The 20,747-nt window shown below is 48.9% G+C and carries 18 protein-coding genes, 3 rRNA genes and 1 other RNA gene; 21 read left to right on the top strand and 1 reads right to left on the bottom strand.

From position 1 onward, the window contains the following. The first annotated feature begins 21 nt into the window (after positions 1–21). The 17 genes from opp4A to BBEV_RS16815 all read left to right on the top strand — a co-directional run bounded on the left by opp4A (position 22) and on the right by BBEV_RS16815 (position 16,138). Positions 22–1,818, top strand: coding sequence for an oligopeptide ABC transporter substrate-binding protein (opp4A, locus tag BBEV_RS16895; RefSeq protein ID WP_069366515.1), 1,797 nt, complete (start codon positions 22–24; stop codon positions 1,816–1,818). A gap of 96 nt (positions 1,819–1,914) precedes the next feature. After that, the gene (gene opp4B, locus BBEV_RS16890; RefSeq protein ID WP_069366514.1) at positions 1,915–2,880 is read left to right on the top strand and encodes an oligopeptide ABC transporter permease; all 966 of its coding nucleotides are present in this window, start codon (positions 1,915–1,917) and stop codon (positions 2,878–2,880) included. 14 nt (positions 2,881–2,894) lie between these two features. Then, positions 2,895–3,797, top strand: a complete 903-nt coding sequence (opp4C, locus tag BBEV_RS16885) for an oligopeptide ABC transporter permease (protein WP_069366513.1) — start codon at positions 2,895–2,897, stop codon at positions 3,795–3,797. 52 nt (positions 3,798–3,849) lie between these two features. Further along, on the top strand, positions 3,850–4,395 hold the full coding sequence (gene tadA / locus BBEV_RS16880; RefSeq protein ID WP_232318223.1) for a tRNA adenosine(34) deaminase TadA: 546 nt from the start codon (positions 3,850–3,852) through the stop codon (positions 4,393–4,395). Then, positions 4,370–4,525, top strand: coding sequence for a YycC family protein (locus BBEV_RS16875; RefSeq protein WP_069366512.1), 156 nt, complete (start codon positions 4,370–4,372; stop codon positions 4,523–4,525). Before tadA ends, BBEV_RS16875 begins: the two co-directional genes overlap by 26 nt. Positions 4,526–4,612: 87 nt before the next feature. Beyond that, positions 4,613–4,878, top strand: an RNA gene (ffs, locus tag BBEV_RS16870) — signal recognition particle sRNA large type. A gap of 343 nt (positions 4,879–5,221) precedes the next feature. Next, positions 5,222–7,042, top strand: a complete 1,821-nt coding sequence (gene dnaX, locus BBEV_RS16865; protein WP_069366511.1) for a DNA polymerase III subunit gamma/tau — start codon at positions 5,222–5,224, stop codon at positions 7,040–7,042. 32 nt (positions 7,043–7,074) lie between these two features. Continuing rightward, the gene (locus tag BBEV_RS16860; RefSeq protein ID WP_069366510.1) at positions 7,075–7,386 is read left to right on the top strand and encodes a YbaB/EbfC family nucleoid-associated protein; all 312 of its coding nucleotides are present in this window, start codon (positions 7,075–7,077) and stop codon (positions 7,384–7,386) included. A 145-nt stretch (positions 7,387–7,531) separates the two neighbouring features. Beyond that, positions 7,532–8,128, top strand: coding sequence for a recombination mediator RecR (recR, locus tag BBEV_RS16855; RefSeq protein WP_069366509.1), 597 nt, complete (start codon positions 7,532–7,534; stop codon positions 8,126–8,128). A gap of 18 nt (positions 8,129–8,146) precedes the next feature. Then, positions 8,147–8,359, top strand: coding sequence for a YaaL family protein (locus tag BBEV_RS16850; RefSeq protein WP_069366508.1), 213 nt, complete (start codon positions 8,147–8,149; stop codon positions 8,357–8,359). A gap of 347 nt (positions 8,360–8,706) precedes the next feature. After that, positions 8,707–10,273: ribosomal RNA gene (locus BBEV_RS16845) — 16S ribosomal RNA — on the top strand. Between the two features lie 258 nt (positions 10,274–10,531). Continuing rightward, positions 10,532–13,465 (top strand): 23S ribosomal RNA (locus tag BBEV_RS16840). Positions 13,466–13,564: 99 nt separating this feature from the next. Continuing rightward, a 5S ribosomal RNA gene (rrf, locus tag BBEV_RS16835) occupies positions 13,565–13,681 on the top strand. The 16S, 23S and 5S rRNA genes sit together here, the layout of an rRNA operon. 123 nt (positions 13,682–13,804) lie before the next feature. Beyond that, entirely contained in the window at positions 13,805–14,290 is a 486-nt protein-coding gene (locus BBEV_RS16830; protein WP_069366507.1) for a hypothetical protein, read from the top strand. 168 nt (positions 14,291–14,458) lie between these two features. Further along, positions 14,459–14,866, top strand: a complete 408-nt coding sequence (gene queF, locus BBEV_RS16825) for a preQ(1) synthase (protein ID WP_069366506.1) — start codon at positions 14,459–14,461, stop codon at positions 14,864–14,866. Beyond that, positions 14,856–15,503 carry a queuosine precursor transporter gene (locus BBEV_RS16820; protein WP_069366505.1) on the top strand — a complete coding sequence of 216 codons (648 nt, stop codon included), beginning with the start codon at positions 14,856–14,858 and terminating at the stop codon, positions 15,501–15,503. Before queF ends, BBEV_RS16820 begins: the two co-directional genes overlap by 11 nt. A gap of 98 nt (positions 15,504–15,601) precedes the next feature. Continuing rightward, positions 15,602–16,138, top strand: coding sequence for a hypothetical protein (locus BBEV_RS16815; RefSeq protein WP_069366504.1), 537 nt, complete (start codon positions 15,602–15,604; stop codon positions 16,136–16,138). 192 nt (positions 16,139–16,330) lie between these two features. Here the strand turns inward: BBEV_RS16815 and BBEV_RS16810 are convergent, their stop codons facing one another. After that, positions 16,331–16,981 carry a hypothetical protein gene (locus BBEV_RS16810; RefSeq protein WP_069366503.1) on the bottom strand — a complete coding sequence of 217 codons (651 nt, stop codon included), beginning with the start codon at positions 16,979–16,981 and terminating at the stop codon, positions 16,331–16,333. A gap of 176 nt (positions 16,982–17,157) precedes the next feature. On the opposite strand from BBEV_RS16810, the gene BBEV_RS16805 reads away from it, so the two are divergent. The 4 genes from BBEV_RS16805 to holB all read left to right on the top strand — a co-directional run bounded on the left by BBEV_RS16805 (position 17,158) and on the right by holB (position 20,742). After that, on the top strand, positions 17,158–18,678 hold the full coding sequence (locus tag BBEV_RS16805; RefSeq protein WP_069366502.1) for an aminotransferase class I/II-fold pyridoxal phosphate-dependent enzyme: 1,521 nt from the start codon (positions 17,158–17,160) through the stop codon (positions 18,676–18,678). Continuing rightward, a complete protein-coding gene (gene tmk / locus BBEV_RS16800) occupies positions 18,675–19,313 on the top strand; it encodes a dTMP kinase (RefSeq protein WP_069366501.1) in 639 nt (212 codons plus the stop codon). The genes BBEV_RS16805 and tmk overlap by 4 nt, the downstream gene beginning before the upstream one ends. A gap of 77 nt (positions 19,314–19,390) precedes the next feature. Further along, complete coding sequence (locus tag BBEV_RS16795) at positions 19,391–19,720, top strand: cyclic di-AMP receptor DarA (RefSeq protein WP_069366500.1); 330 nt, start codon at positions 19,391–19,393, stop codon at positions 19,718–19,720. A gap of 29 nt (positions 19,721–19,749) precedes the next feature. Then, positions 19,750–20,742, top strand: coding sequence for a DNA polymerase III subunit delta' (holB, locus tag BBEV_RS16790; RefSeq protein ID WP_069366499.1), 993 nt, complete (start codon positions 19,750–19,752; stop codon positions 20,740–20,742). The last annotated feature ends 5 nt before the right edge of the window (positions 20,743–20,747 follow it).

Below are 20,747 nucleotides of genomic sequence, written 5' to 3'. Positions count from 1 at the left end.
TTCAAAGGGGGAAATGAACGTATGAAGAAATCAAGATTGGTTTTGCCAGCTGCACTTCTGTCCACAACGATGGTCGTCGCTGCATGTGGTGGCAACGATAACAACGGGAACAACAATGATGTTGATCCTGGAAACGACAACAATGATAACACGGAAATGAACGACGATAACGACAACAACAATAATGACGATGAAGCAGCCGAGGGTGATGCACCTCAGGGTGGTACGGTCACGTACGGTTACACTTCACCATTCGCCGGTCTTCTCGACTGGGCCTGGTATGAAGGTCAGGACGACAGTCTGGCACTTTCACTGTTTAATGGCGAAGGCCTTTATGAAGTGCGTTCAGAAAATGATTTTGATCTGGAGCCAAGCCTCGCACATGATTGGGAATGGTCTGACGACAATACAACGATAACCTTCCATCTTGAAGAAGGTGTCATGTGGCACGACGGTGAGGAATTGACTGCAAGTGATTTCAAATTCTCTTATGAGACGATCGCACATCCGGATGGAAACACGGCTCGTCAAACGAACGTAGACCGGATTGTTGGATATGAAGATTACCGCGCAGGTGAAGCGGATGAGCTCGCAGGTGTGGAAGTCATCGATGACTACACATTCTCCGTTGAGTTCAATGAAGTTGCAGCGAACAACCTGGCTAACCTCTGGAGCTACCCAATGTCCGAAAATCACCTTGGACACCTGGAAGTTTCTGAAATGGAAGACGCGGATGAAATCCGTCGGAATCCAGTGGGTCTCGGTGCATTCGTAGTGGATAACGTTGTACCAGGTGAAATGATTGAGTATTCAGCGTTTGAAGACTACTGGAAAGGTGAACCGAACCTTGACGGTGTTGTCTATCGTATTGTAGACGGCGACCTCGCAGGTGAACTGCTCGCTCAAGGTGAAGTGGATATTATTGAACTGACTGCAGGTCAGGCAGGACCACTTGAAGGTGACGATACAGTTACTTTGGAAGAAATCGAAGCCCTCTCTTACAGCTATATCGGCTTTAAGCTCGGTCACTGGGATGAAGAAGAAGGAACAGCTGTGATGGACAATGAGAAATTTGCAAGCAAAGAAGTTCGTCACGCTTTTGCACATGCGATTGACCGCCAGGGCATCATTGATGCTTTCTCAGAAGGTTATGGAACAGTAATCAATGCCCCTGAATCCGTGATCCGTTGGAGTTACCCGGACGAGTCACAATTGAATCAATTTGAATACGACACTGAACGCGCGCAAGAACTTCTTGCGGAAGCAGGCTATGAAGACGTGACTGGTGATGGTTTTGTTGAAGATCCAGATGGTGAAGAGTTCACAGTAAACTTTGCTGCCATGAACGCACCTGCTGACATTGCTGAGCCACGTGCCCAGTACATCATCCAGAACCTTCAGGATGCAGGCATTAACGCACAGCTCATGGATGGACAGCTTTATGACTTCAACCTGTTCTATGACCTGGTTGAAGAAGACGATCCTGACATTGACATCTTTTTGGGTGCGTGGGGACTGGCAACAGCTGACCCTGACCTTAGTGGCCTTTGGTTGTCAACAGACTTCTGGAACTTCAGCCGTTGGGTAAATGAAGAATCTGACCAGTTGATTCGGGACGGTGTTTCGGAAGAAGCGCTCGACTTTGAATACCGTCAGGAAGTTTACCAGGAATGGCACCAACTCTTTAATGAGGAACTGCCAATGATTCCACTCAGCTCGCCGGTTAACATTTACGGTGTTTCGGCTGATGTCGGTGGCGTAACTCCAGAAGTACGCGACGCAACACCAGATCCACACCTTTGGTACCGCGAACAGTAAGATGTATCACATGAACGTAAACTCGTTAACCTCCACTCTTTTGGGGTGGAGGTTAACAGGGCGTTCATGACACTACTTAAGCAAGGAGTAATGATCATGTTAATTTACACAATGAGGCGCATACTTATCATGATTCCGATCATGGTCATGATCTCTATTGTTGTTTTTGCATTGGCGCTGATGATGCCTGGGGACGCGTTGTCCGGTCAGATTGATCCGAGCAGCAGTAACCCGGAATACATTGAAGAGATGAGGGAAGAACTGGGACTGAATGATCCAGCCTACGTTCAATACGGACGATGGATTTCCGGCGTTGTTCAATGGGATTTCGGTCGCTCGGTTGTGCATAGAATGAGTGTGATGGATCTGATTGGGGAGAGACTTCCGAACACGATCCGGCTGTCGGTTCTGTCATTGATTATTACGTACATACTTGCATTTTTAATGGGTCGATATGCAGGTAGAAACCCTTATACACCTGGTGACTATACGATTCAAGGTGCCAACTATCTGATGCTCGCCATCCCGAGTTTTGTGGCGTCGATCTTTGCAATCTTCTTCTTTTCATTCCAGCTAGGCTGGTTTCCGGCAACAGGAAGTATTGGATCCGGCTTAACCGCAGGTACATTGGAATACTGGATGAGCAGATTGCACCATGTGGCTCTTCCTGCACTGGTGTTGGGGATGTTGACAACGGCCAGTTACACACAGTTTTTGCGTAATGATATCATTGAAAGTTCGCAAAAGGATTATGTACGCACGGCCCGTGCAAAAGGAACACCGGAGAACGAAATTTATAACAAGCACATATTACGTAACTCGATCATTCCAATTGTAACGCTGTTCGGCTTTGATATTGCCAGTATCATTGGCGGTTCCGTTATTATTGAGACTATTTTCTCTTATCGGGGAATTGGAGAACTGCTGATTACGTCTATTCAACAACGAGATTCGGCTGTTGTAGTAGCGGTTACGCTCATGCTCTCCATTGCAACGCTGGTTGGTAACTTGATTGCCGACTTGGTGTATGGTGTTGTCGATCCCCGAATCAGAGTCGAATAGAGGGGGATGTCTTTATGGCCACAATAGATGAAACAACTGAAAAAAAGCTTGAAAAAAAGGCGAAAAAGCAGTCCCCCTGGTCGATTGCAAGGCAAAAGTTTTTGAAAAACAAACTGGCGATGATGAGCCTGATTTTTCTCGTGGTAATCGTGATTCTTGCTGCACTTTCCTATTGGATCGCACCATTTGATCCGAGTCGTGTGGATCCGACCAATCGATTTACCGAACCAGGAGGCGATCATTTACTCGGAACGGACGGTTCAGGTCGTGATGTCTGGACGCTTCTCCTTTATGGAGCAAGGACGTCGTTGCTGATTGGTTTTACAGCAACGATCGGGATTGTCATTATTGCAACGATTATCGGCTCCGTGTCCGGCTATTATGGGGGCGTCGTTGATGCCGTATTGATGCGTTTTACTGATTTTATGATGAATTTTCCGTTCCTCGTATTTGTCATTGTTCTGGCTTCGATTTTCCGTGATTCGGGCATAGGGGCACTGATTCTTGTTCTGATGGTGCTCTCCTGGACAGGTGCTGCCCGTGTTGTGCGGAGTAAGACGATGTCTGAAAAAGAGAATGAATACGTCATGGCCGCGATTTCCATAGGCGGTACGCCGTTCAAGGTGATTCGTAAGCACATGCTGCCAAACGTCATGACAACAATCATCGTTCAGGCAACCTTGCTTTTGGCGGTCATGATTGTGGCAGAGACGGCACTCAGCTTCCTCGGCTTCGGTGTGCCTCAAGGAACGCCTAGTTGGGGGAATATGATGAGTGAGGCAAGTAATCCGAATGTGATCAGAAACTACTGGTGGATCTGGATGCCACCGGGGCTTGCGATTACGTTGACGATATTGTCCATCAATTTTATCGGTGAAGGGATCAAGGATGCTTTCAACCCGAAATCATTGAAATAATGTATACTGAAAAGACGAAGGATCGCCTTCGTCTTTTCTTTTTTTTCTAAAAATGTCTATTGAGGTGAGTCTGATGAACCCCGATCAGCAACTGAAAGATGAGGAGTATATGCGACTTGCGTTAAAGGAAGCGGATGAGGCAGAGAAACATGGCGAAGTTCCGATTGGCGCGTTGATTGTAAAAGATGATATAATTATTGCAGTAGGTCGTAATGAAAGAGAAACAAACCAACGCGCAACCGCTCATGCAGAGCTGATTGCGATTGAGAAGGCCTGCGGGGAATTGAAATCCTGGCGCCTGGAGAAGTGCACGTTATACGTAACCCTCGAACCGTGCCCGATGTGTGCAGGCGCAATCGTTCAATCGAGAGTGGAACGTGTCGTGTTTGCGGCAGTTGATCCTAAGGGTGGTTCCTGCGGGACAGTGGTGAACCTGCTCGATGAACCGAAGTTTAATCATGCTCCGTTGGTAACGGGCGGAGTACTAGAAGCAGAAGCTTCCACTAAACTGTCGGCATTTTTCAAGACTCTCAGAAACAAACGAAAACAACAAGAAAAGGAGGCGGGGCATCGTGAGACCGAATCAGATCTCCCTTGAAACGGCACAAATGTTTTCCGAAAAATTAAACATGCCACTTGAGCATGTGATGCATACTCCACCGCATATTCTCATGGCGAAACTTCAAGAAGCTGAAGAGAAAAAAGCTGCTGAAAATGAAGAAGAGTAACCTGTTTTCATCTATTGCATTTCAAGCGTAAAAACGCTATACTTGTCCTTGCGTTGAAAAAACGCACCAATTTCATTATCAAATTTGTCGTGCTAGGTGGGGAGGTAGCGGTGCCCTGTACTCGCAATCCGCTATAGCGAGGCTGAATCCCTTCCCGAGGTCCTTGTTCTGCTTGGTCTGACTCCGGTAAGTGGTGTTGACGTTTGGGTTCTGCGCAACGGAATCCTGTGAATCCTGTCAGGTCCGGAAGGAAGCAGCAGTAAGCAGACCATTTCGTGTGCCGCAGAGTTACCTGGACCGAGCAAACTGCCGGTTTAACGCTTGTGGAACATCGATCGAAGGAAGGTGCACGGCACTTATTTATAATAACCTGACAACCTTGAACCGAACCGGTTTGAAGGTTGTTTTTTAATACGTCATAGAAATGTTTATGGTCGTTAAAGGATTGAAGTATAAGTGCAGAAGAGGCTTGTCGACAAGCCAGGTTTACTTTATATTCCAGGATCAGTAACAACGCTAACCGATCTACTGCAAGTTCAGATTCATGACGCTTCATTGAGGAAAAACCTGCCGGTTCACCGGCTTTGTCTAATTGTATTTCTCTACGGTTCACATTCCGGTGTTGAACCGGTATAATAATAGTGATATGCATGGTGCGCTGTTTACGGACAGGGCGTGAGGAGGGATGAGAAGGATATGGCCTATCAGGCATTATACCGTGTATGGCGGCCGCAATTTCTCGGTGACGTTGTAGGTCAGGAACATATTACCCGCACATTGCGTAACGCTCTGTTGCAGAATAAACTCTCTCACGCGTACCTGTTCAGCGGACCGCGTGGAACCGGGAAAACCAGTGCAGCAAAAATCATAGCCAAAGCGGTAAACTGTGAGCAAGCCCCGGTGGATGAACCGTGTAATGAATGTGTGACTTGTAAAGGCATTCAGGACGGCAGTATTGTGGATGTGATCGAAATTGATGCTGCAAGTAACAACGGTGTGGATGAAATCCGTGAAATCCGTGATCGGGTAAAATTTGCGCCAAGTGGCGCCAGTTATAAAGTGTACATCATCGATGAGGTGCATATGCTCACCACGGGTGCGTTCAATGCCCTTTTGAAGACACTTGAAGAGCCGCCGGGTCATGTAATCTTCATCCTGGCGACAACTGAACCGCATAAGATTCCATTAACCATCATATCACGGTGTCAACGATTTGACTTTAAACGGATTACTGCTCATTCCATGATCAGCCGAATGGAAGAGATCCTGAATGATGGAGAAGTCGGTGTCGATCCTGACGCTTTATCGATGATCGCCAGAGCGTCTGAAGGTGGGATGCGTGACGCACTCAGTTTACTCGATCAGGCGATCTCCTACGCGGAGGATCGTGTGACTGTCGACGATGTGCTCTCGATTATCGGGGCTGCTTCACAGGAAATGATGTACGACAATGTGGAAGCGATGCTCGACGGTGACGTGGCAGCGGGACTACGTACCATTGACCGGCTGATGACGGACGGAAAAGATCCGGGGCGGTTTATTGAAGACCTGATTTTTTTAACCAGGGATTTTCTGATGGCGAAAGCAGCGCCGGATCTGGATGAATCGAAAGACCGGACACTCGGGGACAAGCGATTTGAGTCATTGATGGATCGCGTGGAACAAACGTGGCTGTTTGCGCTGATGGAAAAGCTGAATCATTTTCAGCAGCAAATGAAATGGGCGAGTCATCCAGCCGTGTTTCTCGAACTGTTCATTGTGCAGGCTTGTCAGCTGAAAACGACTGCTGCGGCCACAGCAAATATATCCGAAGAGACAAAACAGGAAATCAACGCGCTTAAGCACAAGGTGGCAGATTTAGAAACAAGGCTTCAGGCAGCACCTCAGCCCGTAACTAACGGAAGTGTGGCAACGACTCCGCCAGAGCAGGCAGTTGGACATGCTCCGGCAAGGAAACCGCCTCAAAAAGCAACCAGTGGGCAAAGCCGGGCAAATATGCAGCGGGTCAAAGGGATTCTTAATGACGCAACGAAGGCTCACCTGAAGGCACTGCACCAAAGCTGGGCTCAGATTACCGACACAGTCAAGCAACAGAATGTTGCTGCCTCGGCCTGGTTGAATGACTGTAAGCCTGTGGTTTCGTCCCAGTCACAATATGTTCTCGCTTTCAAGAATGAAATGCACAGGAATATGGTGGATGATAAATTCCGCGATTTGATTGAAGGTGTTATTTCACAATTAATGGGCACTCAGTTGACCATGTTTACATTGCTTGAAGACGATTGGGAAAAAGTAAAAGCTGAATTTCTCAGAGATCAGAAGAAAACCCCATCTGCTGAGAAGCCGGATCAGGAAGAACCATCAGGAGAACAGACAGAGAAAGAAGACACGAGCCCCAGTGACTTGGCAAAAGAGCAATCTGACGTATCGCCGCAAGAAGATCACGATGATGGGGATCCGGTGGTGGACGAGGCTATGAAAATGTTTGGCCCCGAACTTGTTCGGGTGGAAGAGTAATTTTGATAGATTATTGAAAGGATGATTGAGTGATGAAAAACATGGGAAATATGATGAAGCAAATGCAGAAAATGCAAAAGGACATGGCCAAAGCACAGGAACAATTGAAAGAGGAAACGGTTGAAGCAACTGCAGGCGGTGGCATGGTAAAAGTGATCGCCAGTGGCGATAAGCGGATACTGGATATCCAGATCAATGACGAAGCTGTTGATCCTGACGATGTGGAAATGCTGGAGGATCTCGTACTTGCTGCGACAAACGAAGCGTTGAATAAAGTGGATGAAATTGTAAACGAAAAAATGGGTAAATTCACAAATGGTATGAATATTCCCGGCATGATGTAACACGGTTGCTTCATCGACGGAGCAACAGGTTGATAACAATGCGAAAAGACCTTGGATCTTTTGCGGTCCAGGTCTTTTCTTCTTCTATCTCTATAGGATGTCAGCATGAAGTCGTTCAATCATCCGTGAAAGTGAGGAATATATTGTGCAGTATCCAGAACCCGTTTCCAAATTAATTGAGGGATTTATGAAATTGCCCGGCATAGGCCCTAAAACCGCTGCGCGATTAGCTTTTTTTGTGTTAGATATGAATGAAGATGATGTGCTGGATTTTGCGAAAGCACTGGTCAATGCCAAGCGCGAATTGACCTATTGCTCGGTTTGTCACCATATCACGGATACAGATCCATGCCGGCTTTGCGATGATCAATCGCGGGATCAGTCGATTATCTGTGTTGTCCAGGATGCAAAAGACGTGATTGCAATGGAAAAAATGAAAGAATACACCGGTCTTTATCACGTATTGCACGGGGCTATTTCTCCGGTTGACGGGATCGGCCCGGAAGATATATTCATTCCTGATCTATTGAAACGTCTCCAGGATGAAACGGTTCAGGAATTGATTATTGCCACCAATCCAAACATTGAAGGTGAATCAACGGCAATGTACATTTCCCGCCTGGTGAAACCAACAGGGATGAAGGTGACCCGGATCGCTCATGGTCTTCCGGTTGGTGGAGATTTAGAGTATGCCGACGAAGTGACGCTATCGAGAGCGATTGAAGGACGTCGAGAGTTGTAATTACGGGGAGGGTATCGGATGTTTTTGAAACGGGGAAAATTACGCAGAGAAAAAGACAATGCCATTATTACTTTACTGGATACATTCAAGCGTCAGTCAGATGAACTTGATGCACGCCTTCGTCAATCGGTGAATGCCTCTCCAGAAGTCGAGCGACAGTCTAAAATTGCGCGAGCGAAATATTATTTTATATTGAAGCAAGCGCGTCATCGCAGGACAAGATTCCAGTAAAATGGTGTAATGAATTTTTTTCTTGATTAATGGTTGACCGGATGGATTAATAGATGGTATATTATTTCTTGTCGCCGAAACACAGGCTGCTCAGAGATAATACTTCATGATAAAAGTTATTGACACAATAACGAATACTGTGGTACTCTGATGGAGTCGCCTTAAGAAAGCGACAGACAATTTTGACCTTTGAAAACTAAACAAAAAACCAAGCAAAAGAAGTGGGATATATGAATAAGATATCCCGTCAATGAAAATCCAATGTGTCATCAACATTGGTATGATGCTAGCGCATCAAACTTCAGATGAACGCGGAAGAAAATGCCTGAGGCATTGGACGCCACACTTTATCGGAGAGTTTGATCCTGGCTCAGGACGAACGCTGGCGGCATGCCTAATACATGCAAGTCGAGCGCAGGAAGCTAACAGAAGCCTTCGGGTGGACGTCAGTGGAATGAGCGGCGGACGGGTGAGTAACACGTGGGCAACCTGCCCTGCAGACCGGGACAACCTCGTGAAAACGAGGCTAATACCGGATGACCGTAAGTATCGCATGGTACCTACGTAAAAGAGGGGATTCGTCCTCTCACTGCAGGATGGGCCCGCGGCGCATTAGCTTGTTGGTGAGGTAAGGGCTCACCAAGGCGACGATGCGTAGCCGACCTGAGAGGGTGATCGGCCACACTGGGACTGAGACACGGCCCAGACTCCTACGGGAGGCAGCAGTAGGGAATCATCCGCAATGGGCGAAAGCCTGACGGTGCAATGCCGCGTGAACGATGAAGGTTCTCGGATCGTAAAGTTCTGTTATGAGGGAAGAACAAGTGCCGTTTGAATAAGGCGGCACCTTGACGGTACCTCACGAGAAAGCCCCGGCTAACTACGTGCCAGCAGCCGCGGTAATACGTAGGGGGCAAGCGTTGTCCGGAATTATTGGGCGTAAAGCGCGCGCAGGCGGTCTCTTAAGTCTGATGTGAAAGCCCACGGCTCAACCGTGGAGGGTCATTGGAAACTGGGGGACTTGAGTGTAAGAGAGGAAAGTGGAATTCCACGTGTAGCGGTGAAATGCGTAGATATGTGGAGGAACACCAGTGGCGAAGGCGACTTTCTGGCTTACAACTGACGCTGAGGCGCGAAAGCGTGGGGAGCAAACAGGATTAGATACCCTGGTAGTCCACGCCGTAAACGATGAGTGCTAGGTGTTAGGGGTTTCGATACCCTTAGTGCCGAAGTTAACACATTAAGCACTCCGCCTGGGGAGTACGGCCGCAAGGCTGAAACTCAAAGGAATTGACGGGGGCCCGCACAAGCAGTGGAGCATGTGGTTTAATTCGAAGCAACGCGAAGAACCTTACCAGGTCTTGACATCCTCTGAACATCCAGGAGACTGGGTTTTCCCCTTCGGGGGACAGAGTGACAGGTGGTGCATGGTTGTCGTCAGCTCGTGTCGTGAGATGTTGGGTTAAGTCCCGCAACGAGCGCAACCCCTGATCTTAGTTGCCAGCATTCAGTTGGGCACTCTAAGGTGACTGCCGGTGATAAACCGGAGGAAGGTGGGGATGACGTCAAATCATCATGCCCCTTATGACCTGGGCTACACACGTGCTACAATGGATGGTACAATGGGTCGCGAAGCCGCGAGGTGGAGCCAATCCCATAAAGCCATTCTCAGTTCGGATTGCAGGCTGCAACTCGCCTGCATGAAGCCGGAATTGCTAGTAATCGCGGATCAGCATGCCGCGGTGAATACGTTCCCGGGCCTTGTACACACCGCCCGTCACACCACGAGAGTTTGTAACACCCGAAGTCGGTGAGGTAACCTTAGGGAGCCAGCCGCCGAAGGTGGGACAGATGATTGGGGTGAAGTCGTAACAAGGTATCCGTACCGGAAGGTGCGGATGGATCACCTCCTTTCTAAGGAGACTTGCTGGAAACCTCCGGTTTTCAGATAAGCTCAACCTTTTTACTTTTGCCTCTGGTTTTTGTTTAGTTTTGAAGGGTTAATCCTCTTCAGTGACCTTTGAAAACTGAATAACGAAATGACGAAACATCATGAATCACCGGTGAATCATCTATTATGAATCCTATTCAAATAGAGAGGAACCGAGTGTCTTGAATTCAAACGTTAAGGTTAAAACGACGCCAAAGAAAGCCTGTGGGAACACAGGAAATGGTTAAGCAAGAAAGGGCGCACGGTGGATACCTTGGCACTAGGAGCCGATGAAGGACGGGACGAACACCGATATGCTTCGGGGAGCTGTAAGTAAGCGTTGATCCGGAGATTTCCGAATGGGGGAACCCACCATCCGTAATGGGATGGGAGCCATACCTGAATCCATAGGGTAATGGCAGGCAGACCCGGGGAACTGAAACATCTTAGTACCCGGAGGAAGAGAAAGCAAAAGCGATTTCCTGAGTAGCGGCGAGCGAAACGGAAACAGCCCAAACCGAAAGGCTTGCCTTTCGGGGTTGTAGGACACTCCATTGGAGTTACAAAGAGAGAGCGTAGGTGAAGCGACCTGGAAAGGTCCGCGGGACAAGGTAAAAGCCCTGTAGCCGAAACGTTCCCTCCTCCGGAGTGGATCCTGAGTACGGCGGGTCACGTGAAACCCCGTCGGAATCCGGGAGGACCATCTCCCAAGGCTAAATACTTCCTAGTGACCGATAGTGAACCAGTACCGTGAGGGAAAGGTGAAAAGCACCCCGGAAGGGGAGTGAAACAGATCTTGAAACCGTGTGCCTACAAGTAGTTGGAGCCCGTTAATGGGTGACAGCGTGCCTTTTGTAGAATGAACCGGCGAGTTGTGATTACGTGCAAGGTTAAGCTGAAGAGGCGGAGCCGCAGCGAAAGCGAGTCTGAACAGGGCGAATAAGTACGTGGTTGCAGACCCGAAACCAGGTGATCTACCCATGTCCAGGGTGAAGTTCAGGTAACACTGAATGGAGGCCCGAACCCACGCACGTTGAAAAGTGCGGGGATGAGGTGTGGGTAGGGGTGAAATGCCAATCGAACCTGGAGATAGCTGGTTCTCCCCGAAATAGCTTTAGGGCTAGCCTCGAGGGAAGAGTATTGGAGGTAGAGCACTGATTGGACTAGGGGTCCCTACAGGATTACCGAATTCAGTCAAACTCCGAATGCCAAATACTTATCCTCGGGAGTCAGACTGCGAGTGCTAAGATCCGTAGTCAAGAGGGAAACAGCCCAGACCATCAGCTAAGGTCCCCAAGTATACGTTAAGTGGAAAAGGATGTGGAGTTGCTTAGACAACCAGGATGTTGGCTTAGAAGCAGCCATCATTGAAAGAGTGCGTAATAGCTCACTGGTCGAGTGACTCTGCGCCGAAAATGTACCGGGGCTAAACGTATCACCGAAGCTATGGCTGAACACCTTCGGGTGTTCGGGGTAGGGGAGCGTTCTAAGGGCGTAGAAGCATGACCGCAAGGACATGTGGAGCGCTTAGAAGTGAGAATGCCGGTATGAGTAGCGAAAAGAGGGGTGAGAATCCCCTCCGTCGAAAGCCTAAGGTTTCCTGAGGAAGGCTCGTCCGCTCAGGGTTAGTCGGGTCCTAAGCCGAGGCTGAAAAGCGTAGGCGATGGCAAACAGGTTGATATTCCTGTACCACCACGTTTCCATTTGAGCAATGGGGGGACGCAGGAAGATAGGGTAAGCGCACCGCTGGACGTGTGCGTCGAAGCAGTGAGGCTGGTTATGAGGCAAATCCCGTAACCGTAAGGTTGAGCTGTGATCGCGAGTGAATTAAGTAGCGAAGTTCCTGATTCTACACTGCCAAGAAAAGCCTCTAGCGAGGAAACAGGTGCCCGTACCGCAAACCGACACAGGTAGGCGGGATGAGAATTCTAAGACGCGCGGGAGAACTCTCGTTAAGGAACTCGGCAAAATGACTCCGTAACTTCGGGAGAAGGAGTGCTCCCCAGGGTGAACAGCCTGGGGGAGCCGCAGTGAATAGGCCCAAACGACTGTTTATCAAAAACACAGGTCTCTGCGAAGCCGCAAGGCGAAGTATAGGGGCTGACACCTGCCCGGTGCTGGAAGGTTAAGAGGAGGGGTTATCCTTTTGGAGAAGCTCTGAATTGAAGCCCCAGTAAACGGCGGCCGTAACTATAACGGTCCTAAGGTAGCGAAATTCCTTGTCGGGTAAGTTCCGACCCGCACGAAAGGTGCAACGATTTGGGCACTGTCTCAACGAGAGACCCGGTGAAATTATATTACCTGTGAAGATGCAGGTTACCCGCGACAGGACGGAAAGACCCCATGGAGCTTTACTGCAGCTTGATATTGGATTTTGGTACAGCTTGTACAGGATAGGTAGGAGCCTTGGAAACCGGAGCGCCAGCTTCGGTGGAGGCAATGGTGGGATACTACCCTTGCTGTACTGAAATTCTAACCTCGAACCGTGATCCGGTTCAGGGACAGTGTCTGGTAGGCAGTTTGACTGGGGCGGTCGCCTCCTAAAGAGTAACGGAGGCGCCCAAAGGTTCCCTCAGAATGGTTGGAAATCATTCGCAGAGTGCAAAGGCATAAGGGAGCTTGACTGCGAGACATACAGGTCGAGCAGGGACGAAAGTCGGGCTTAGTGATCCGGCGGCACCGTATGGAAGGGCCGTCGCTCAACGGATAAAAGCTACCCTGGGGATAACAGGCTAATCTCTCCCAAGAGTCCACATCGACGGGGAGGTTTGGCACCTCGATGTCGGCTCGTCGCATCCTGGGGCTGAAGTAGGTCCCAAGGGTTGGGCTGTTCGCCCATTAAAGCGGCACGCGAGCTGGGTTCAGAACGTCGTGAGACAGTTCGGTCCCTATCCGTCGCGGGCGCAGGAAATTTGAGAGGAGCTGTCCTTAGTACGAGAGGACCGGGATGGACACACCGCTGGTGTACCAGTTGTTCCGCCAGGAGCATCGCTGGGTAGCTACGTGTGGACGGGATAAGTGCTGAAAGCATCTAAGCATGAAGCCCCCCTCAAGATGAGATTTCCCATCACTTCGGTGAGTAAGATCCCTCAGAGACGATGAGGTAGATAGGTCACGTGTGGAAGCATAGCGATATGCGGAGCTGAGTGATACTAATCGATCGAGGGCTTAACCAACGTTAAGCGAAGTAAGTTAATGTACGAAGGAAAGACACGGATTCATGATCCCCGTCATACGCGTTATTCAGTTTTGAGTGGTTACACTCAGTTTCATAGTCTGGTGGCGACAGCGAAGAGGTCACACCCGTTCCCATGCCGAACACGGAAGTTAAGCTCTTCAGCGCCGATGATAGTTGGGGGCTGTCCCCCTGTGAAAGTAGGACGTCGCCAGGCCAACAAAGAACCATTTTCCTTTACGGGAGAATGGTTTTTTTGTGTTTAAATTGGAAGTTAATGAAACCTTCAATGGCTAAAAACGTATTTTTGCCAGGTATCAAAAGTGAGAGGATGACGTACATGAAGTGGTTCAATAAAGAAAATGCCGAACGTGTCATGATGTTTGGATTCCTCATGATCCTGTACGCATTTCCAATGATGTATGATGTGGCTTATCTCTGGGCATATATCGCAGTGGTTGTCATTGCGACACTGTTCGGCCTGGAGGCCCTCGTTGACCCATTGAAACCAAAACGAAGATTTCTTAAAAAGTGGTACAGGAATCGGAAACGATCTCCACACGTGAATGCAGCGATCAACAGCGGTGTATTTTTCATGCATTTTACAATCGGCTTGTTTGTTTTTCCCTTGATCATCGAAGGGCAGGTGATTCCGTTGCTGGAATTGCATGCAGCCACACAGCTTTTCCTGATTGCCGTGACACTTTTGTTTACTGTCGGTGTCGCCTACTTAAGTATTCCCATGAACGAAAGACGTTATGAAGAAGTAATCGTCAGACTTGAAAACCGGGAAGAAGATGTGGATTTCATCAAGGAGACCGATTGATACATCAACAGGGAGCAAAGGGTTCAGGAATGGGGCAGACAGTGTTATAGCTATTTTAGCCACTCACACTCATTCAGGACTTTCTTTTTTCTTTACCGGGGCGTATAATGAGGCGTTGAGCAGTTCGTAACCATCCTGCTTTATCAAAACTAGGGAGAGATGATGTACATGTCAGAAAATTATTATTTACCACGTTCGGGGCCGATGCCTCGTCCGGAAAGCGTCGAAGAGGGGCGGAAAGTTCTTCAGAACGAAGCCTTCCCGGCGCCCAACGTATCCATTGTCCGATTCAAAGCATTGGAATTCACTGCCGTGTGTCCGAAAACAGGTCAGCCTGATTTTGGTCAGGTGGAAATTGAATATGTCCCCCGGGAGAAATGCATTGAATCCAAGTCGCTGAAGTTTTACTTGTGGTCTTACCGGGATGAAGGGGCCTATTGTGAGTCCTTGGCAGCGCAGATAGCCGATGACGTGATGGCGGCCATTGAGCCGGCCCGGGTGAAAGTGCTGGTTTACCAGACCCCGCGTGGCGGGATTCAGCTGGAAACAGAAGCGGAGCGGACTCATGAAGCTTAACCTGAACAAAAGTGAGCTCCTCGTCTTGCTGAATGTCATTTTTGCCACTGCACTTGTGATTGCCAATGTCCTTGCTGGCAAACTGGTTGCTTTCGGAGAGTATATTGTGATTCCGGCTGCGGTCATCACATATGCCTTTACGTTTCTCATCACCGACATCATTCATGAAAAATATGGGCACGAAACCGCGAAGAGGACGATCATTTTCGGTTTCCTGGCCCAAATCTTTGCCAGTACGATGATAGTTCTCGGCGGGTTTTTGCCGGTGGCGCCGTTTGCCCAAGAGAGCCAGGCAGCCTATGAGACCCTCCTCGGGCAGAACTACCGGTTCGCGTTTGCCTCGATGGCAGCATACCTTGGCAGTCAGTTCTTTGACGTCTACGTCTTCAAGAAATTAAAAGAAAAGACGAAAGCAAAGAAGAAGTGGCTCAGAAACAACGTCAGTACGGCGTCCTCACAGTTTGTGGATACGACGATCTTCATCACGATTGCTTTTGCCGGCACGGTTCCGAACCTCTGGATCATGATTGTGAGCCAGTACGCCGTGAAACTGGTGATTGCATTGATCGATACGCCGATTTTCTATCTGTTGACGAGACGTTCATCAGAGGAGCAGGAGAACCGCCAGGCCTCATAAACAGACCTTACCCCCGATTCGTTTTGAACCGGGGGCTGTTTTTTGAAACCCGGTCTGCTGGTAAATCGTAGGAACAAGGAGAAGGGGCCGGTGATTGGATGAGACTGAATAACGTTGTTTCGAGAGTGTTCAATGTGGCGCTGCTTTTGCTTTTGCTCGTTGTTATTCCTGTGATGTTCGAGATCGCTCATTTGCTGCCGTATTATCTGGTTGTCGGGATTGTTTCAATCCTGATGGTCCGGAAAATTCGTAACCCCAAAAAATCGCAAAAAAAATTCCTTCATAAATGGTATTTGAAACGCCAGCGATCGATTCATGTCAATGGTCTCCGCCGGGGCATCAGTTTCTTTCTGGGGACGTTTATGCTTACCGCCTTGATGGTACCCATCCTGCGCGGGACGGATCTGCTCAGGGTCTTTATGAATGAACTGTGGAGCATCTGGCTGGTCGTCTTTGTCATTTCCATGGCGATGGGCTATTTTGAGATGGTAACCAATGAGAGGCGCTACGAAGAACTCATCGATAAGATGGAGAAATCGGGTGAAGAGCTGCCGTTTTTGGAAGCGGATCCCGATGAGCAAGAACGTGTACGGTTGATAAACAGTGGAGGCAGTGAAAGCGAGCAGCAGTCATGATGATCGGAGTCTGTTCTGAAGAAACAGGGATGACAAACAAAGGTGTTACATAAGAGGCTTTTATTTTCAGGCAGAAAGGAGACAGGTGCGGGACGCTGTCTCCTTTGTTGTATTTCAGGAAAGTCTCACATCGCTTTGCGATTGAAGTATTAGTGTAACCAACGTTTGGCGATAAGCCGGGTTTTCTGTACATCAGCTCGAATCATCCAGCTGTTCAGATTCGATGCGGTCAATTTGCCAGTCCTCATGTTCATCCGTATAAGCAAAATCATAAATCATATTAATATGGCCGATGAGTTCATTGTCCCGCTCCTGAACGATCGCGGCTGATTGTGCCTCGTGTTCAAACGTGTACCCTTCGCTGTCATCAAAACAGACGGGTGCTTCAGTGGAAATGACTGTTACTGTGCCATCTTCTTCACGGAAATACGTGTCCAGATGAAAGTCCGCTTCTTCTTGGCTCATGAGTGACAGAAGAGAATCTTCCACTTCATCCAGACCATCAACGGAAGGCAGTTGCTGATTGTTTTCCATTGCTTCGTCGAAATAATCCGTCAGCGTTTCTTCATACGCATGAAGAAGCGCAATGGCATCTTCCTCTGTAAATACAATGTCTTCTCCATTGTGATGATTGGATGCGTTTTCGTTTTGTGTGTTTTCATTATTTTCAATATTGTTTTCAGGATCGTTGTCACGGTTGTTCATGTCTGACTCCGAATTCTGATTTTCATCTGCTGCATTGTTGAAATCACTCTCGTCCTGATCGACGCCGTTCCCTCCTTCCTGGCATGCGCTTACAAGAGCTGTGCCGCATACAATGGATGAGAAGAGCAACCGTCGCATTTAAACAGACCTCCTTTTCAAAATTCGTGTAGTATCCCTTTTCCACGGCACTCTTTTTATTAAACTGACAGCTCTGTTATCCTTCATTGTTGATTTCACTCCCGGCGTTTGATTTCCTTCAATGAACCAAACCAGCCGATGAAGCTGCAATATATTCTCCTTTCGAATTCTCGAAAATGATCCAATTATTACATGAAGTTCGCTATAATGAAGGACAGAATCCATCAGATCGTGAGGAATCAGAATTGAAACATAACCGGCGTCCCCTGATTGAAGCACTCCAACAGCATAATCAGTCCTCCCCCACTTCCTTTCACGTGCCAGGCCATAAAAACGGCCGCTTATTTCAACGCGGCCTGGAAACACTAAGGTCAGCCGGAGAATGGGACCAGACGGAAATCAGGGGTCTCGATGACCTGTACGATCCCCGCGGTCCCCTCAAGGAAGCACAGGAATTGCTCTCGGATCTCTATGGAAGCCGTGAGTCGATCTTTCTCACAGGAGGATCCACGGCCGGCAATCTGATCATGCTCTACCTTGCGTCTTTAGAAGGGAAAAAGGTACTGATTCAGCGAAACAGCCATCAGTCCATTTTGCACGGACTCGAATTGTTCGGTTTGACGGGTGTGTATGTGGAAGTGGATAAGGAACAGGTAACGGGGGTTCCTTTAGGGGTGTCAAAAGAGACGTTAACGACAGCTTTGGAGGATCATCCGGATACCGTGATGGTGATCTTTACCCACCCTACCTATGAAGGCTATGCAGGGCCCTTGAAGACTTTGATGGACCTGGTCCGTGCCAGGGGGATGATTTCAGCTGTGGATGAGGCACATGGTGCTCATTTTATGAGCCCGGCGTTGCCGGATCATGCCATTTCAGCAGGGGCGGATATCGTCGTGCAGTCTGCGCATAAAATGCTGCCGGCCTTGACCATGGGTGCCTGGCTGCACCTCGGTAAAACAGCGCCCTGGCACAGTGAGAAGGTCAGGCGTGTCAGTCAAATGCTGCAGTCGAGCAGTCCTTCATACCTGATCATGGCCTCTTTGGATGCAGCCCGTTCCACGCTTGCCTGTCTGGATAAACACGTGATCACAGATCAGATCAGCGAGTATCAAAAACTCGTCCGGCAGTTGACTGAAGAATCGGCTGCAACGGTTATGCCGGAAAACCTCGGTGAGTATCGTCGGGATCCATATAAATTACCAATCGTTTCAAGTGAAGAGATGAAAGCAGCTGTGTGGAAAGCACAATTGGAAAAACGGTTTGCCTACCCGGAATTGCAAGGGGCAAGACATGTGCTGCTCACGATGCCTTTGTTCGAGGGAAACCGGGAAACCGTATTTCTTCAATCGCATGCGGTTGACATTTTCGGTAAAATGAATGAAACTGCCGATCCGTTGCCGTTTCGAGTCTCGCCGACGGAAGAGCAGTGGACGTGGGTGAGCGAGGAAACAAGCTTCCTGCACACAACCTTTCGCGTAGCAATGGAAAAAGCCGCGGGGATGACCAGTGCCGAAACGATCACACCGTATCCGCCAGGCATACCGGTGGTCCGCACAGGAACACGGATTACACAAACGCATATTGAGAATCTATTGGCAGCGCACCGATCGGGTGTCGCTTTTCAAACCGGGGACCGCTGGATTCATGAAGGGGTTCTCGTATACAGACCGACTGAAGGAGACGATGATCAATGACGGATGCAAAACGATTTATCACGGTGGAAGGCGGCGAAGGAGCCGGCAAAACAACCGTATTAAAGCGACTGCACGAAGCTTTAACGGACAAGGGATATGATGTACTGATGACCCGGGAACCCGGAGGCAGCATCATCGCCGAAAAAATCCGGGATGTCATCCTTGATCCGGAACATATGGAAATGGATGACCGGACAGAGGCACTTCTCTACGCAGCCGCGAGGCGGCAGCACCTGATGGAAAAAGTGCTTCCGCATCTTCAAAATGGCGGCATCGTTTTGTGTGACCGCTTTATTGATTCAAGCCTCGTCTATCAGGGCGGTGCAAGAGGAATCGGCATTGAAAATGTCAGGGAGTTGAATCATTTTGCCACCGGTGGCTTTTACCCGGGGAAGACGTTTTACTTTGATGTATCCCCGGAAGTGGGCTTAAAGCGGATCGGAGATCACAAAGGTCGGGAATTTAACCGTCTGGACGCGGAGTCGATGGCGTTTCATGAAGACGTACGCCGGACCTACCTGATGCTTGCTGAAGCGGAGCCAGGGCGAATTACCGTCATCAATGCGGAACGCTCTGAGGATGTTGTCTTCGAGGATGTGCTTGCCAAGACACTGGAAATGCTCGCCAAATCATAAAAAAGACCATACGTAAACTGAATTTCTTGTTATAATGAGTGCAATACCATGTTGAACTCAAGAGGGAGGCGTCACGGATGAAACTAATCATGGCTGTGATTCAGGATAAAGACAGTAACCGCCTGTCAGATGCACTGGTGGAACACGATTATCAGGCAACAAAGCTGGCAAGCACCGGCGGATTTTTGAAAGCAGGAAATACGACGTTCATGATCGGTGTGGAAGATAAGAATGTGGAAAATGTCATGACTATCATCAAGGAGAACTGCGAATCCAGGGAACAGCTGGTTGCGCCGATCTCACCGATGGGCGGAAACGCAGATTCCTACGTCCCTTATCCGGTTGAAGTTCAAGTTGGTGGCGCCACGGTATTTGTCTTACCTGTGGATCAATTTGAAAAGTTCTGATCACTTGCAGATAAAAAGGAGTAGTAGCCATGGGTTTGGACTGGACCGAAGCAAAACAGAGACAACCCCGGGCCTCAGCCATATTGGCACGGACGATCGAAAAAGACCGGCTTGCGCACGCCTATTTGTTTGAAGGCAGCAGAGGAACGGGGAAGATGGCCATCGCAGAGCTGATGGCACAGGTTTTCCTATGCCGGCAAAGGACAGGGATTGAACCTTGTAACGAGTGCGCAGATTGTAAACGGGTGACATCAGGGAACCATCCGGATGTCCACGTGATTGAAGCACAAGGAGCCGTTATCAAAGTAGATCAGATCCGCGGCTTGAAAAAAGAGTTCAGTATGCGGGGCATGGAATCCGGGAAAAAGGTATATCTCGTAAAAGATGCGGACCGGATGAACGCATCTGCCGGAAACAGCCTGCTGAAATTTCTCGAGGAACCAGACGGGGAAGCGCTGGCAATTCTGACAACGACGCGACCGCAAGGGATGTTGAAGACGATTCTTTCCCGGGTACAGGTAATGAGTTTTCAGCCACTGAGTCCGGACGTGTTTGTGAAGAGTCTCGTTGAGCACGGTGTAAAAGAACAAGATGCCCTGTTGCTGTCAAGAATGACCGCCAATCTCGATGAAGCACTCGCACTGACAGAAGAAGATTGGATTGCGGAAGCAAGAAAAAAAGTGATACAATTACTAGATGATCTTGTGACAAGACCCGGCTATTCCCTGATCTCCTTACAGGATGATTGGGTGCCTTTTTTCAAAGAGAAACCGGATGTGCAGCTGGGCATCGATCTGTTGATACTCTGGTATCGGGATCTCCTCAGATTGAAGGTGGATCAACCGGAAGAACTTGTTTACGTGGATCAGGAGGACCGGCTGTGGAAACAGGCGGTGAACCTCACCGAAGAGCGCTTGGCAAATCATCTTCAGGCAGTGGTGGATACAAAGCGGCGGATTGACGCCAACACCAGCCCGCAGCTGGCGATGGAGCAGATGCTCATTCGGTTACAGGAGGGATAAATGAT

Source organism: Salisediminibacterium beveridgei (assembly GCF_001721685.1).
In the GTDB taxonomy this organism is placed as follows: Bacteria; Bacillota; Bacilli; order Bacillales; family Salisediminibacteriaceae; genus Salisediminibacterium; species Salisediminibacterium beveridgei.
Note: the sequence above shows the minus strand (reverse complement) of the source record. Positions and strands in the feature narration are given on the sequence as shown.